Origin of the sequence: Bacillus sp. HMA207 (assembly GCF_003402455.1) — a bacterium.
Taxonomy (GTDB): Bacteria; Bacillota; Bacilli; order Bacillales; family Bacillaceae_G; genus Bacillus_A; species Bacillus_A cereus.
Genome location: NZ_BEZT01000001.1, coordinates 3,701,035 through 3,716,579 on the forward strand (window position 1 = coordinate 3,701,035; position 15,545 = coordinate 3,716,579).

Sequence of the window (15,545 nt, forward strand, 5' to 3'; positions counted from 1 at the left end):
CTCTATAAATTTCTACTTTTAATTTAACACCATTGCTTTATCATTTAAAAGACGATCTAATTCTTCCATATGATTAGTTTCATCTGCAATCATATCTTCTAGCTTTACAACTAACTCTGTCATATTTAATTTCGCTGCCTGTTCTTTTCTCGTTTCATAACGCTTAATTGTTTCATATTCTGATTGTCTAGCGTATTCTAACATTTCTCTAACATCTTCTACTTGTTTCACTGATAAAGGGATCGTAGTAGGTGTACCACCTAGCGTCTTAATTTTCTCCGCTAAATATAGGGCATGTCCTTGTTCATCACTAATTTCAGATTCAAAGAAAGGCTTTAACACTTGTCTATATATACCAGAAACTGTAGCTGCATTATGGTTATACATAATGATTGCTGCGTATTCTCCTGCTAAATCTTCATTCAATCCTTCGATTAGTTCTTTCACATCGTGTGACATTTTCATATCTCCTCCTATACTTAATAAGTACCCCTTTTCTCATGTTTTAAACATCATTATTTTAAATTTTTATGTATCTAAAAATGCGGCTTGCTTCAATTTACTTATCGCTTGTCTTTTAATACGAGAAACGTGCATTTGTGAAATACCTAACCGTTCCCCTGTATCTTTTTGATTTAAATTTTCTCCAAATATATAATGAATAACACTCTTTTCCGTGTCATTTAATACGTTAAAAATATCCTTTAAAACGAGACGCCTTTCTGTCTCTTCATATCCTTGCTCTACTTCACCTACAGATTCAATTCTCGCTACCGAACTACCATCAGATGCATTTTCAACTACATCATCTAAGGAAGATACTCGATAATTATTTTTAGCATCCATAATCTCTAGAACTTCCTCTTCCGATAGTCCTAAATGATTTGCGATTTCTATAATCTTCGGCGAACGTTGCAGGTGATCTGTTAACTCCTCTATCGCAAGTTTAATTTTTCCGCCTAAATCTTTAATTCGCCTTGGAACGTGAATGCCCCAAGTTTTATCGCGTAAATACTTCTTTATTTCCCCTACTATCGTAGGTATTGCAAAAGGCTCAAAAGCATTCCCTATCGAATAATCATACCTTCTTATTGCACCTAAGAGCCCTAACATGCCTACTTGTATAATATCCTCATGCATCGGCCCGCCTTTTGAATAGCGATATGCAATGGAATATACGAGATTTTTATAATGATCAACTAACCTTTCCTGCGCTTCATTACATTGGTTTTGTTGGAAGTCTGCAATTAGTTTAATAACGTCTTCTTTAGTAAGATTCGTAGGTTGAGATTGGATTTCCATCATTCTCCACCTGCTCTCTTTGTATATATTTTGTCATTAAAACCGTCATGCCCTCATCATGCATGATTTGTATATCATCCATTAACGTATTGATTAAATATAAACCTAAACCATTTTCCGGCAAATGTTCTACTGGTTTACTAATATCATACGGACCAACTTTTCTTTTTAAGTTATTAAAATCAAAGCTAACCCCATTATCCGCAACCATAATTTCTAATCGATCTTCATATAGCCCAAAGACAATTGTAATTTCTCCAACGTCTTCTTTGTATGCATGTTGTACAATGTTTGTACACGCCTCACTAATAGCAATTTTCATATCTTCTATATCGTCATAAGCAAAGCCTATTCGATTCGCAACACCAGCCATTGTTAAACGAATAATAGCCACATATTCTGCCTTTGCAGGAATTTTCATTTCTATCTTTTCAAATCTCTCCATCATCCCTAGTCACCTTCTTTCTACTTTTTCAAAATCAGAATTCAAATTTAATATTTCCGTTAATCCTGTAATATCGAATAATCTTTTTAATCTTTTAGATACACCGATAAACTCTAGTTTTCCATCATTTTTCTTAACCGCTTTTAATAGAGCTATAAAAACACCTAAACCAGTACTATCCATATAATCTACGTTATGAAAATCTACTACAATCTGAACCTCTTTTTCGCTTGCAATAGGCATAATCTTATTTTTTAAATCTGATGCCGTATACGCATCAATTTCACCATTAAGTTGTACCGTATAACCTACATCATTTTGCAAAATATTTATTCCTAAATTCATCATTTCCGCCCCCTTATCTCGAACTTTTACTATTTAATTACCCATAAAAATTAGTTTTAAACATATTTTTTTATTTTCATTATAAATAAATTTTCTACACCTTTCTCGGCTTAACACGTAAAAAATACTACCAAATGTTTAAAACTTATAAATTTGTGTATGTATAATGTATAAACATTATTTTTAGGGGGATCTATCTATGGAAGAGCACAACTTTAAAAAGGGAGATTTTGTTCAATTTTCTTATCGACACGATCATGCTACAAAATTAGTTGGTTCCATTATTAATATACTAACGAATACAATTGTAGTTGATATAAGTAATAGCGAGGACTTATCTCATATAGAACCAAGGCAAGTCGTAAGAATAAATAATTGTAAAAAGGTAACGATGGCTTAATACATAATAGAAAGTGTAATGTTAATGAGTGGGGGGTTCTTCATCCTCCACTCATTCCTATGTAAAATACATAAAAAAGCATCCAAATTAGTTTAATTGGATGCTTTTTTATGTATTTTTATCAGTTCATTAACTTTATAACTATATATAATAAACTTAAGATTACTATTTATTATCATACTTACGCTTTCCGCAGCATTCTAGAGAAGAATGTAACGATTAAAATAAAGACGATTGCACCTAATAACGCTGGAAGAACAAAAATGCCTCCCCATTCAGGACCCCAATGACCAAATAACGCACTACCTACCCAAGATCCGATTAATCCGGCAATCACGTTTCCAACTATACCTAACGGAAAGTCTTTTCCTGTAATCATTCCAGCTAACGCACCAATAAGTCCACCTACAATACACGTAATAATAAGTCCCACAATTAAACCTCCTATATTCGTTTTATATTGAATTCATCAAGCTTTAGTATGTAACTAAAGCTTGATGAACATATATTATTCTTTATTATCCAATTCATCACTTATCTTTTGTTTCACTTTTCCGACTTTTTCTTTTATCGTTCCCTTCGTTTTTTCCCACTTACCTTCATTTTTCAACTCTCTATCTTCTGTAACTTCACCAATTCCTTCTTTTACTTGTCCTTTTTTCTTTTCAACTTTACCTTTAACTTGTTCTTTTAGTCCGTTCTCACTCATATTTACAATCTCCTTTTCGTAATAGATTTATAGATTTAAAGGATACAAATTTAAATAGAATACATGCATCTTCTTTCTTGTAACCATTCACCGACTCTTTCTAAATCCTTAACGAATAACAAGATTTTCCCTTCATCCAGTTTTTCTTCATAAAAGTTCGCTTCTTCCTCATTAAGCCCTAACTCTTGCATTTTATTTCTTAACTGATCTCCTGTTTTTTGAAAGACGTTAATAATGCTTGTCCCAAGTCCCTCCTCTTTTATCCCAATTGTATTCACGTCTGCATTGTCCGCAATTCTATCTGTCCTATCTTTCTCATGCGTTAATACGTAAATATCTTTTTGGTCTATTCCTTTTTTCACGAGATCATTCGCCGCATTCATGACCTCTTTCTCCGTAATAAATTCATATACAAAAGGTTTACTATACTTCGTTTCCATCTTTAACTTCCTCCTTTAAAATGAATTATTTGTTATATTATATGTAGTACACCCATTTTCGAAATGTTAAACATAAAATATGAAAAAAGTTATGTGAATTTTGATTTTAATAGAGAATGAACATCATCATTTACCACTTTAAAACATCTTCTCCTTACAATAACTACCTAAATTAACAGAAAATTGTTATAATTAAACTTGAGGAGGGATACTATGAAAAAAATCATATCTATATGCGCTCTAACCGCTCTATCTTTCAATTTAATAGGTTGTACAAGCACCTCGGCTACAGATAAAGCTTCACAAGTTAAGCAAGAACATAAACAAAATACCTTTCAATTAAATTCTGCTAATATTACAGACATTGAAATACTGAAAACAACAAATCATACTACTTCCAAATCTCAAACAGACAACGAAAAAATGATACAATCTATCGTTTCAGCAGTCCAAAAAGGCACTCCTAAACAAATCACACTAGATCAAAAAAAGAGAGAATCTGCACATTCTACTATTACTGTTACATATAAAGATGACTCAAAAGAAGAATTTCTTGTGTGGGCTGATAATAAGGAGCAAATTTCGATTGCTAAAGATGAGAAGAAAGATAAGGTAGAAGGTGTGATAGTGAATATTAAAGATGCTAAAATAATGAAGGATTTCTTTTAAAATTCTAATTAACGTTAAAAAAAAGTAGGATTACATCCTACTCTTTTTTTAATCATGCTCAATAAATAGACCTTTATAAAATCTATTTAAGGTCTAATTTTGCTAAATCATGTTGTAAAACATTATTTCCTTCTTGTGGGTTAAATACGATTGCACTAAGACCAAAAACATTCGTAACAACATCTCTATCTTTCGGACGAATGATTCTTACTTCATAAGCAAAAAGTGCTGGAGGAAGAGCTGCTGAACGAAAAGTAACATATCGATTAGGTGGCAATGTTTGTGTTGAAGGGTCTATTAATGGTAATAATACCGGAGAACCTGATGACCAATCAAACATTTCAACTGTTACTCTACGAGTATCATCTGGATCAACATTCATAGCTTCAACAGTAAGAAATAACGTAGCGGAATGTCTACGTAATACACCCGTTGATAAAGTTTCATTATGATGTTCAAAGCATTTTTTTGGAGGGTGACCATAGCCATAACTCATACCAATTCCCCCCTTTCATTTACAATTAAGGACAAGTATTCCTTATAATATATAATGCTATTATTCTTTTATTGAAAGGTATAAAAGCGGATTTCTATCTATATTATTAGATATTTTATTTTTCATTTATTCGCTCTTAAATAATAAAGTGAAACTTTATTCCAAACAATATTGCTATTGCACCAAAGTAAAACAAACTGGACAACCTAGATTTCAAACTGTAAGATTAGATGTTGGTGAAATCGGGCAGCAAAGCATATATAGAAAATAGGTGTTAATGTTGAAAATCAATAAAAAATTTGAACCATTAATTTTTAATATCTTTATGATTTTAGGCATATCTAGCATTATCTCTTTCGTCATGGTTTCAATGAATGTTGGATATACAGCTTTATTTCTCAAATCATGGATGAAAACATGGGGAATTGCTTTCGTACTTGCATTTTTAGCTTCTAAATTATTACCCTTTGTAGTTAAAAAGATAATGAAAATCTTCACTTTTGTTGAGAATGATGCTTAAGAATAAAGTGATGTACTGCGTAGGTTCATTCCAATTAAAAGAGTTTATTATCACAAAAACTTAACCTAGTAAAATGTTTCAAATCGAAGGAAGACACCTTAAAGGTTGTCTTTTCTTTATAAGTAAAAAAAGCCCGCCTATTTCCGTAGGCGGACTTTATCTTTATTACACAATACGAAAGTATACTCTCTTTTTCACTGAAATTTCATGTAATTATACATATTCATGAAAATAGCAGAATTAAAATATGCCAAAATAAAAAATGAGCTAAATCCCCTAAATAGCTATATAGAGATGAAGTTGTTATGACAACATATTTTCCACTTTCAACTTAGTTATCATTAGAATGTTTTTCTACAAAATCAAGGATCCTAGCATTAACTTCGTTAGAGAACTCACCATTGATTGCGTGAGATGCATTTTTCCAATTAACTATATCAATATCTTTAACGTATTTTTTTCCAGTTTCAACTGCTTTTACCGAATTGTGCATTGTACTTTTTTCAGCTATAAGTGCAAGCACTGGAATATCAATATTTTTTAAGTCTTCTTTACTAAATAAATCAGGCGCTGGCGTTTTCAGTTTATAGTTACGCATACCCGACTCGATTAACTTAGCGATAGGCTCATCGTCACTTGCTTCTGCTCCTCCAGCAACATAGCTTAACATCTTTTCTCTTAAAAACTTAGGGACAATAGGAACGGAAGCTGGAATAGATGCCAGAATCATTTTTATGGATATTTGCGCAAATACAAAGACTGGATCTAATAAACTAGCCGTAGCAATATGCTCAGGATTATATCTGGCCAAGTTCATTGTTGTCCACCCTCCAATGGAGACACCTACGATATGCACTCTTTCTAAACCTAATCCTTCAATTACTTCATTTAACCATTCTGCTTGTTGTTTTTGGTTTTCAATCACCTTCGTTTGCACACTCATCCCAGGTTCACCTAGTAAATCTATCGTATAAACAGGCCTTTTTTCTCTTAGACCTTCTAAATTAGGTACCCACATTGGAGTAGATGCACCACGTCCAGGGAGTAAGAGTATTGGTTCCTTATGTTTGTTTTCCTCTTTAGTAAAATAATAAGCACGAATTGTGCCATATTTCGTTTTTATATTTTTCGTATCGTTAGGTTTTGGAAGGAGTGCCATTGATTCATCGTAGGCAATTTGAAAGTCTTCCTTTCCTTTTTCAGATGTAAAGTGACCAACCTTATTATCATGTCTCTTCATTTGAATGCCTCCTTTCTACAACTATATGGATGAACTTTATCTATATATTCATGGTAATTATCCATTGAATTTTTATCTTCTTTAAGAAAAGACTCTCATTTAGAAAAAAGAAAATCGTACGTTTAGATACAATTTGGCAACAAACTAACTGTTTTTTGTACATTAATAGACAACTACTGCAAGAATTATAGTTTTTATGTTTTCACTTATCTTTTTAATCAGATGAATGCTTTTTTAGTACATAATAAAGTGAAACTTTAATCAGTGGGGGGTTCATCGACCACTGATTATTAGCTCACACCAATCGGGCTTTTACGGTCAGCCCGCCCCCCACCTAACTTCTTTGCTTCCGCTGAATTTTGAGGTGGGGGTCTTACTACCCGTTAATGCGAGATAAAAAATATAAAAAAATATCCAGAAAAACTGTCACAAAATCCGTTTTTCTGGTTTCTCTATAATACAGGTATCAAATTGAAAGTGAGGTTTAAACGAACATGTTAACCATAGAAAATGAAGAAAGTCATGCTTCTCATATGACCTTTGAAGATTTATTTAAGCAGTACTATGCTTATGCTGTGAAACAGATTATATGGATTGTTAAAGATCAATCTATCGCTGAAGAGTTAGCACAAGAAGTATTTTTACAATTATATCGTAGCGATTGGAAAGGAATTAAAAATATACCTGGATGGTTGATTAAATCTTCTACTTATGTAGCTTATAACCATTTTCGATTTGAAAAAAGGCAGCAAGCGAAGATTGATAAGGAAATACAATACCATGAAGTACAAAATGTATCATCATTAGACGATGATTGGATAAGAAAAGAAGAAATTACAAAGGTCCAAACGACACTAAATAAAATGAATGATCGAGAACGAACCCTTTTACTAATGAAATTCTCTGGTTTTCAATATAAAGAAATTGCAGAAGTACTTCAAATTGAAATATCTTCTATAGGAACATTATTAGTCCGAGCCAAAATGAAATTCCGCAAGATTTATAAACAAATAGAGGAGGCATAACAAATGAAATGTTATGATATCGGGTTTATTCAAACATATATTGATGGAGAACTTTCTCATGATATAAGAAAGGAATTTACAAAGCACCTAGATACATGTGAAGCATGCCAAGATTTATTAGTAGAAATTAGTAAATTAAATCAATGGGAAAACGTAATGCTAGATGAAGAATCTGCAAATTCACCACAAGAAATCAAAATTGATATAGAACAAGCATGGAAAACATTTGAAAGTCGTTCCAAGTTAGACAACGTTTCTAATATAAATTACAAAAAACAACAAAAGAAAGGCATCTTTACAAACATGAGTAAAAAATCAAAATGTTTCATTTATACAGCAGTAGCTGCAGCTGCACTTTTCATAACAGCAATGATTCCACAAGTACAAGTGGCGGCTACAAATGTCGCTTCATATTTTTCTGATGCAATTACAAATGATAAAGTTGTAAATGAAGGAATAAAAGATGAAAATGGTATCACACAAGATATGATGAAGAATGGTAAATATATTCCTATTGATGAAAAAATTACAGATCAAGGTATTACTGTACATCTCAAAGAATTATTTATCGCAGATTCACGTATATCAGTTCATTATAGAATGGAAAAAGCTGACGGAAGTTTAGTACCATTTGAATTTGATACATCAGGATTAGATCTCCAAAGTGATGGTATAATTAATGGACAACAAGAGGAAAACCCTGAGATTAAACATGATGGGAGACTATCATTTATCCATGATTCAGATGATCGTCTTCCTTTTGAACTTATGGCAGCAGGTAAAAAATTAAATGAAGTGGGCATTCGTGATAATGATAAACCCGAAGGTGTCGCTACATTTGTTATAGTTCCTGGAGGAAAAGACGATTTTAAACAGCCCCTTACTTTAGATGTAAATATAACTAGAATTGGAAAAGTAATTGGATCTTGGAAAGCTCAAATTCCAATTGATACTTCACATTTGAAAAATAATACGAATTAACATGAAAAAAAGAATAGAACAATATGTATCTAATTCTCAGTTTATATGTTTTCTTGTTTTCGTTACATTTATTTCGTATATAGTTTTTACTCTATCTTTTATTTATGATTTAAGACCATTATAAGAAAAAGCCCTCTAAAAAAGTAGGAAAATAAATAACCGGTTTCTTAACGTATAAGGAATCGGTTATTTTGTATTTAAAATGCGTCTAAACGTACAATTTTCTTTTTATAAAAAAGAATAGACACCCTAAGGTGCCTTCCTCCGACTTGAACCATCTTAATTTTAATAATATGTATTGGACTCCCGTCCAACTATTATTTTACCACGTTAAGTTGTTTTGTTTATTGAGAAATACAATGTTTTATTTATGCTAATCTTCTGTATTAGTTCATTTTGTAGTCCGTGCAGCGGTTAACAAGAAAATAATAGCATTGATGACACCTAAAAGTCCCTGCTTAATCCACATAGATAATGCAGCATTTGTGCCAATGGCTAGAAAAATAAGCATTACTGTGTATCTATTGAATCTCAGTATAGACAACCTCCCGATGGGACTATATTTAAGGAAATTTCATTATTTTTTTGTTCCGTAAAACATTGTACTTCCTAGTGAAGAGAAATTCAGTTTTACTTCTATAACTCGCCCTGTTTCCACTCTTTATTATGGATATCTAATCCTTCTTGACCAAAGAAATGGAGAATAAATTCTTTTTCATCACTATCAATTTTTTCAGCTAGTTTAGATCCCTCCATACTTTGCTTTTTTCCTGAACGTAAATAATGAATTTCTTCAAAGTCTTTAACTACAGATTCGAACTCTCCATCATACCATTTGTTCAGAATAGATTCATATTTTGGTCTTTCATCATTATTAATAACATTTAAGTTGTTTTTTAAGTATTGAATGTTTTCTTTCGTCATTTGAAATCGCCCTACATCACGGGTACCGGAAACATGAAGATTATTCCCATTGAATTTGAGTTTTTGTAAAGACATATGTATCATCATATCATTTATAGTTTGCTCGTTTTGAATTTCATCAATCGACTGTGCCGCTTTAGAGAGTTCATCTTCACTTACTATATAACTATCTTTTTGCTGCTTTTGAATGGTTTGAACTTTCGGTTTTTCCTGAACCTTTTCTTCTTGTTTAGGTTTTGATTCAGTTGTAGTCTTCTCATTTGAGCTACAAGCAGCCATTCCCATAAGCAATGTACCGCATGTTAAAGCCATTAGTAACTTTCGGTTCATTTTTTTCCGCCTATCTGCATTAGTTATTTTAAACAGTTTTTTAATGTAAGATTTCTCATCTCATAGTAGCAAAGAATGTATCTATATATTGTCATGTTTTGTCGAAGAATAATAAAAAAACAACCTAGATCCTATAGGATCTAGGTTGCTTTTAATACGTAAACGTAATCGTCACTAAAGAATACCCTTCTTTCGCATTATAAGGCTCCGCTTTATAAGAAACTCGATTTGCCCCTTGCGGATAATCGATTTCGCCAATTGCCTTTTTCACATCTTGCAGTGCACCATTCATTGATTGCTTGTATAGCACTTCAATTTTCTCTGGTTTTGCACTATAGCGTTGCTGCATTTTATTTTTTAATTCGGTATAGTTATTTGCGATATATTCATTTCCTAAATAGTTTAACTTTGTATCTTTTAATATTTGTTGATATGCAGGCGTTTTCGTACTACCTGCCGCAATTTTGTTTGTCAGTGTACTATAATAATTCGTTGTAGCTTGCGGGTAGTCTCCGCGGTTCCACTCATGATTTCTTGCGATTTGTTCATCTGATAAATTGAAATACGAATACGTGACGCGGCCCTGCTCATCTGGCACTGGATCATCGAATGTTGTATCAAGGTGATACCATTTGTTTTCGATTTTCACTAAATTCCAAGCATGAGGTTGTCCGTCCCCAGTTCCTGTCACAAAATGATTTTCAATTCCTGCTTCTTTTAATAATTGATAAGTTAATAGTGCGTAACCTTGGCAAACCGCAGAACGATTTACAAGTGCTTCATATGCTGTGTAAGCTTTATAAGACGTATCATAAGAAACATGCTTTACTACGTAATCATGAATCGCCTTCACTTTTTCGTGATCATCCATTCCAACTTGAGTAATAGAAGAAACGATTGCTTTCGCTTGTTTCATGACATATTCCGTCTGTTCTTTCGTTTCACGATATGTAATCTTAAGCGTAAACGTATAATTTCCAGGTGATCCAGAAAGTCCATATGAAACATTCGATCTATTATTATTTGTATACTCATTTTTACTTGCAACTTCTTTATATGCGTTAAAAAGTGTATTCATCACTTCTTCTGTATTATTATTTTTCGTTTTATATGGAAGTGTAATATTTGTCTCGTATGTATTAATACGCTTTTGTACTTCCTCTTTAAAAGCTGTTAATAATGCCGCATCTCCTGTGTCTTTCACATCGGCATTTTTATATTTCAAAGTTTTATATAAAAACTGCGCATACTGTTCACGTGTTACTGTGCCATACGGTTCAAAATTCCCGTTCCCTGTGCCATCTGCGATTCCATTTGACTGCACCGCACTAATTGCATTTTCTGCCCAAAATGGATTTGGAACATCCTTAAAGGTATGTTTTTGTTTTGCCGCAAGATGGAAAGCATTTGTAAGAATTTGTGCCATTTCCGCACGACTCACAGAAGCTTTCGGTCTAAATTGGCCATTTTCATCACCTTTAAAAACTCCTAAATTCGTTAAAGTTAACACCTCTTCTGGGAACATTGTAGAACTTTGATTAATATCACCGTAAGGATTTTTAAACGTAGATCCATCCTTTAATACGTAACGAGTTCCACCATTACTAAACGAACCGCCTTGTTTATTTGGTACTAACACTCGATAAATTAAAGCCGCAACTTGCTCCCTTGTCGCAACATCTCCAAAACCAAATATCCCATTTCCATAACCGGAAATAATATTCTTACTCGCTAAATCTTTAATCGCAGGATATGACCAATGTGATGTCGGCACATCAGAAAAAACACCCACTTCAGCAGCTTTTACATCGCTGCCATTTGTATATAACAACGCACCACCAATCAGTGATAATGATGTAATTGATTTTAATAGTTTTGTATACATAATGTCTTCTCCCAATACGCTCTCTATTTTTGTTGGTTTATGTCGAAAAATCTAAAAATATGACAAAATATATTATACAATTAAAAGTTTTTGAGGGATATATTGAATTTTAAAATATGCAAAAATTCATATTAATATATTTTTCCGTATTAATATTATGTTGTTTTGCTTGTGAATATATATAAGTAGTCAAGTCAACACAAATAATAAAAAGACAGCTATCCATAGATAGCTGTCTTTTTATTGAATCCAATTTAATTATTTTGAAAATCTAGCATACCCCAAGAAGTGCTTTTGAGTGTATGAACTATTTATCTTACTTTTAATTACACCTGTTGTTTCGTCAGCAGCATGAATATATTCACCATTCCCTAAATATATTCCTAAATGAGAAGGACCCGCTTTATATGTATTCTGTAAGAATACTAAATCTCCTGGTTGAGGATCACTTATTTTTGTAACCATTCCCCAGTATCCTGCAACACTTGTTCTCACAATGTTATATCCATTATTTTTAAATACGTAATAAATAAAGCCACTACAATCAAATCCATTTGGTCCTGTCCCAGCTTCAACATACGGCTTTCCAAGTTGTTTTAAAGCTAAATCAATTACTCCAGAAGAACCAGAATCTGTTTGGTTTAGGTTCATCCACTTGTCGCCTTCCCATGTTTTAATCTTCAACCATCCACTAGTTGTCCCATCTATTACTCTAAAATTCTGCGGACTATATAATGCTCCAGCGTTTGCTTTGCCTGAACTAAATGAAGGCTCGTTATACGCATAGAATGCTTTTTCTATGAACCTTTCTTCTCCATCTAGATTCAGCCATTTCTCGCCTTCCCATGTTTTAACCTTTAACCATCCATTAGGTGTCCCATCCACAACTCTAAAATTCTGCGGATTATATAATGCTCCAGCGTTTGCTTTTCCTGCATTAAATGAAGCTTCGTTATACGCATAGAATGCTTTGTTTATGAATCTTTCTTCTCCATCTGGATTGATCCACTTATAACCTTCATAAGTACTTACCTTCATCCAGCCATTTTCTTTTTTTTCTACTACTCCCCAATTTTGTGGGTTAAATGGTGCTCCATAATTTGCTTTCTGTGCATTAAATGAAGGCTCATTATATGCATAAATCGTTTTGTTGACGGTAATTTGTTCAGCCGCAGGATTCATCCATTTTTCGCCTTCCCACGTCTTAAATTTAAGCCAACCATCTGTTGTTCCATCTACTATTCTAAATGTTTGTCGCCCGTACTTCGCTCCAGCATTCGCAACCTTTGATGAGAGAGAAGGTTCATCATATGCATAGAAATCTCCCATGACACGTTCTTCCCCATTCAAGTTAATCCAAACTGGACCTTCCCATGTTTCAATCTTCCACCAGCCATTATCTCTTTTTTCCATGACTCCTACATTTTGAGCACCATACTCTGATCCGCCATTTGTTTTAGCTGAATTAAAAGATGGTTCTTTATACCCATAGAATGATTGATTCACGTATTCTGAACTATTAGCAGCGTGAGTTACCATACTGAATGTCGAGATAGATAGAATAAAAAACAATAAGATTCCTATACTTTTCTTAAACATAAAAATATCCTCCCTTTTATTTTGTCTAATATATAATTTTCGAAGCAAAGAATAGATATATCCTATTTCATTATTTTAATTCTCACTTTTTTACGTCCCCATTCACGTGCTTGCTTTTCTGTAGGAAACAGAACATCAATTTTATTGCCTTTAATAGCCCCACCTGTATCTCCAGCAATTGCATCACCGTATCCTTCAACCCAAACTTTCGTTCCTAGTTTAATAACTTTAGGATCAACTGCAATTAACTTGATGTTAGGATTTTTTCCTATGTCTATTCCAGACGCCGTAATCCTTTCATTTGGTGGACTACCTTCTACACTATATGCAGTAGCTTCCACGTAGAATTCTACGCCTGTATCTTCCGCATTTAAATTCATCCACTTGTCGCCTTCCCATGTTTTAATCTTCAACCACCCACTAGTTGTCCCATCTACAACTCTAAAATTCTGCGGACTATATAATGCTCCAGCGTTTGCTTTGCCTGAGCTAAATGAAGGCTCGTTATACGCATAGAATGATTTGTTTATGAATCTTTCTTCTCCATCTAGATTCAGCCATTTTTCGCCTTCCCATGTTTTAACCTTCAACCATCCACTAGGTGTTCCATCCACAACTCTAAAATTTTGTGGACTATATAATGCTCCAGCGTTTGCTTTAGCTGCATTAAATGAAGCTTCGTTATACGCATAGAATAATTTGTTTATGAACCTTTCTTCTCCATCTGGATTGATCCACTTATAACCTTCATAAGTACTTACTTTCATCCAGCCATTTTCTTTTTTTTCTACTACTCCCCAATTTTGCGGGTTAAATGGTGCTTCATAATTTGCTTTCTGTGCATTAAATGAAGGTTCATTATACGCATAGATTGTTTTGTTGACAGTAATTTGTTCAGCCGTAGGATTCATCCACTTGTCGCCTTCCCACGTCTTAAATTTTAGCCAACCATCTGTTGTTCCATCTACTATTCTAAATGTTTGTCGCCCGTACTTCGCTCCAGCATTCGCAACCTTTGATGAGAAAGAAGGTTCATCATATGCATAGAAATCTCCCATGACACGTTCTTCCCCATTTAAGTTAATCCAAACTGGACCTTCCCATGTTTCAATCTTCCACCAACCATTATCTCTTTTTTCCACGACTCCTACATTTTGAGCACCATACTCTGATCCGCCATTTGTTTTAACTGAATTAAAAGATGGCTCCTTATACCCATAGAATGATTGATTCACATATTCTGAACTACTAGCAGCGTGAGTTACTATACTAAATGTAGAAATAGATAAAATGAAAATTAATAGCAATGATACGCCTTTTTTAAACATATAAACTTTTCACCTCTTCCTTTTTTTAACAGTATATTACCATAAGTACATTAACATAAATTTCTTTATTTATCTATAATTTACCATATTAATTGGTAAACAATTTAGATTATTATATTTCTTTTAAACCCTCTCTATTCAAGGCATAATTGGGTTCAATGTAATATGAAATACAAGATATGCAATATTGCATATCTTGTATTTTTTATATTAAATTATTAATCTATTCCTTTCTTATACAAAAGTATCTAATTTTTGCTAGTTTCTCTTCTTTTTAAAATAACTATTTAGAGATAGTTTTATTAAATTTTTCACTACTAGCCACAAAAATATCTTATAATCTTTATATAATAAATTAATGTATTAGGGGTAGATAAAATGCCAGTTACACTCGAACTTATTCTTTTCATTCTTATAGCAATTAGTGCTGTTGGCTATTTAATAAAAGAATTTCAAAAAACTAGGAAACGAACACTTGGAATTTCACTAGAATTTCTAGTTCTTTTCTGGTCAATATGGAGAATATCAACTATCATAATCTAATTTATAAAACATGAATTCCTTCGAATGAAGTGAAACTCTAATCAGCGGGGTTATAGGATAAATTTACTAGTATTTTTACCACAACATCCATGTTAAAATCCCTTGTGAGTACGACATAACTCGACCTTATGAAGCTCCGCAGCTTTTATCGCGGAGCTTTTTTTATTTAAAATAACTATTTTGTTCACTTTTTTGATACATTTACGAAACATTCATATGTTACGTTATATAAGTCCTTTTTTAAATCTTATTCATTCTAGCAAAAAGTCCTAGTCCCCCTAGGGCTTTTTGCATTCAAACAATGAGTTGTATTTTTTCTCAATAACCGAAACTACTTAAGGTGGTAAAATAATAATTGGACTGG

General features: G+C 32.9%; 18 protein-coding genes. 5 read left to right on the forward strand and 13 right to left on the reverse strand.

The genetic code is table 11. The annotated features are described in order from the left end of the window. Positions 1–18: 18 nt before the first annotated feature. The 4 genes from HMAS_RS19120 to rsbV form a co-directional block, all read right to left on the reverse strand. Positions 19–459, reverse strand: coding sequence for a ferritin-like domain-containing protein (locus tag HMAS_RS19120; protein ID WP_000017742.1), 441 nt, complete (start codon positions 457–459; stop codon positions 19–21). A gap of 69 nt (positions 460–528) precedes the next feature. Then, complete coding sequence (sigB, locus tag HMAS_RS19125) at positions 529–1,305, reverse strand: RNA polymerase sigma factor SigB (RefSeq protein WP_016122036.1); 777 nt, start codon at positions 1,303–1,305, stop codon at positions 529–531. Beyond that, the gene (rsbW, locus tag HMAS_RS19130) at positions 1,268–1,750 is read right to left on the reverse strand and encodes an anti-sigma B factor RsbW (protein WP_000970572.1); all 483 of its coding nucleotides are present in this window, start codon (positions 1,748–1,750) and stop codon (positions 1,268–1,270) included. Before rsbW ends, sigB begins: the two co-directional genes overlap by 38 nt. Before the next feature lie 6 nt (positions 1,751–1,756). Beyond that, entirely contained in the window at positions 1,757–2,095 is a 339-nt protein-coding gene (gene rsbV, locus HMAS_RS19135; protein WP_002023450.1) for an anti sigma b factor antagonist RsbV, read from the reverse strand. Between the two features lie 196 nt (positions 2,096–2,291). On the opposite strand from rsbV, the gene HMAS_RS19140 reads away from it, so the two are divergent. Continuing rightward, positions 2,292–2,492, forward strand: a complete 201-nt coding sequence (locus HMAS_RS19140; RefSeq protein WP_000391011.1) for a hypothetical protein — start codon at positions 2,292–2,294, stop codon at positions 2,490–2,492. A 181-nt stretch (positions 2,493–2,673) separates the two neighbouring features. Here HMAS_RS19140 and HMAS_RS19145 read toward each other — a convergent pair whose 3' ends face one another. The 3 genes from HMAS_RS19145 to HMAS_RS19155 form a co-directional block, all read right to left on the reverse strand. Then, positions 2,674–2,925 (reverse strand): GlsB/YeaQ/YmgE family stress response membrane protein, encoded by a 252-nt coding sequence (locus tag HMAS_RS19145; RefSeq protein ID WP_000522903.1) that lies wholly within the window; start codon positions 2,923–2,925, stop codon positions 2,674–2,676. A gap of 75 nt (positions 2,926–3,000) precedes the next feature. Beyond that, positions 3,001–3,201, reverse strand: coding sequence for a CsbD family protein (locus tag HMAS_RS19150; protein WP_001293468.1), 201 nt, complete (start codon positions 3,199–3,201; stop codon positions 3,001–3,003). 50 nt (positions 3,202–3,251) lie between these two features. Continuing rightward, positions 3,252–3,641 (reverse strand): general stress protein, encoded by a 390-nt coding sequence (locus tag HMAS_RS19155; protein WP_000448802.1) that lies wholly within the window; start codon positions 3,639–3,641, stop codon positions 3,252–3,254. Between the two features lie 213 nt (positions 3,642–3,854). Between HMAS_RS19155 and HMAS_RS19160 the strand changes: the two genes are divergently transcribed. Further along, a complete protein-coding gene (locus HMAS_RS19160) occupies positions 3,855–4,310 on the forward strand; it encodes a hypothetical protein (RefSeq protein WP_000720832.1) in 456 nt (151 codons plus the stop codon). A gap of 82 nt (positions 4,311–4,392) precedes the next feature. Here HMAS_RS19160 and HMAS_RS19165 read toward each other — a convergent pair whose 3' ends face one another. Further along, positions 4,393–4,806: a hypothetical protein gene (locus HMAS_RS19165; RefSeq protein WP_000120217.1), complete on the reverse strand. Its 414-nt coding sequence runs from the start codon at positions 4,804–4,806 to the stop codon at positions 4,393–4,395. A 280-nt stretch (positions 4,807–5,086) separates the two neighbouring features. On the opposite strand from HMAS_RS19165, the gene HMAS_RS19170 reads away from it, so the two are divergent. Beyond that, entirely contained in the window at positions 5,087–5,326 is a 240-nt protein-coding gene (locus HMAS_RS19170) for a DUF2798 domain-containing protein (RefSeq protein WP_000700224.1), read from the forward strand. 331 nt (positions 5,327–5,657) lie between these two features. On the opposite strand, the gene HMAS_RS19175 is transcribed toward HMAS_RS19170, so the two are convergent. Beyond that, positions 5,658–6,566, reverse strand: coding sequence for an alpha/beta fold hydrolase (locus tag HMAS_RS19175; protein ID WP_002023421.1), 909 nt, complete (start codon positions 6,564–6,566; stop codon positions 5,658–5,660). A gap of 494 nt (positions 6,567–7,060) precedes the next feature. On the opposite strand from HMAS_RS19175, the gene HMAS_RS19180 reads away from it, so the two are divergent. Both HMAS_RS19180 and HMAS_RS19185 read left to right on the forward strand, forming a co-directional pair. After that, positions 7,061–7,591, forward strand: coding sequence for an RNA polymerase sigma factor SigX (locus HMAS_RS19180; protein ID WP_000955510.1), 531 nt, complete (start codon positions 7,061–7,063; stop codon positions 7,589–7,591). Between the two features lie 3 nt (positions 7,592–7,594). Next, a complete protein-coding gene (locus HMAS_RS19185) occupies positions 7,595–8,572 on the forward strand; it encodes a DUF4179 domain-containing protein (RefSeq protein WP_000650417.1) in 978 nt (325 codons plus the stop codon). A 636-nt stretch (positions 8,573–9,208) separates the two neighbouring features. Here HMAS_RS19185 and HMAS_RS19190 read toward each other — a convergent pair. The 4 genes from HMAS_RS19190 to HMAS_RS19205 form a co-directional block, all read right to left on the reverse strand. Further along, positions 9,209–9,826: a DUF6241 domain-containing protein gene (locus HMAS_RS19190; RefSeq protein WP_001080421.1), complete on the reverse strand. Its 618-nt coding sequence runs from the start codon at positions 9,824–9,826 to the stop codon at positions 9,209–9,211. Between the two features lie 151 nt (positions 9,827–9,977). Next, the gene (locus HMAS_RS19195) at positions 9,978–11,711 is read right to left on the reverse strand and encodes an S-layer homology domain-containing protein (protein ID WP_000288190.1); all 1,734 of its coding nucleotides are present in this window, start codon (positions 11,709–11,711) and stop codon (positions 9,978–9,980) included. A gap of 258 nt (positions 11,712–11,969) precedes the next feature. After that, entirely contained in the window at positions 11,970–13,310 is a 1,341-nt protein-coding gene (locus HMAS_RS19200; RefSeq protein ID WP_000474055.1) for a C40 family peptidase, read from the reverse strand. Positions 13,311–13,372: 62 nt separating this feature from the next. Then, on the reverse strand, positions 13,373–14,638 hold the full coding sequence (locus HMAS_RS19205; protein ID WP_000473134.1) for a 3D domain-containing protein: 1,266 nt from the start codon (positions 14,636–14,638) through the stop codon (positions 13,373–13,375). Between the last annotated feature and the right edge of the window lie 907 nt (positions 14,639–15,545).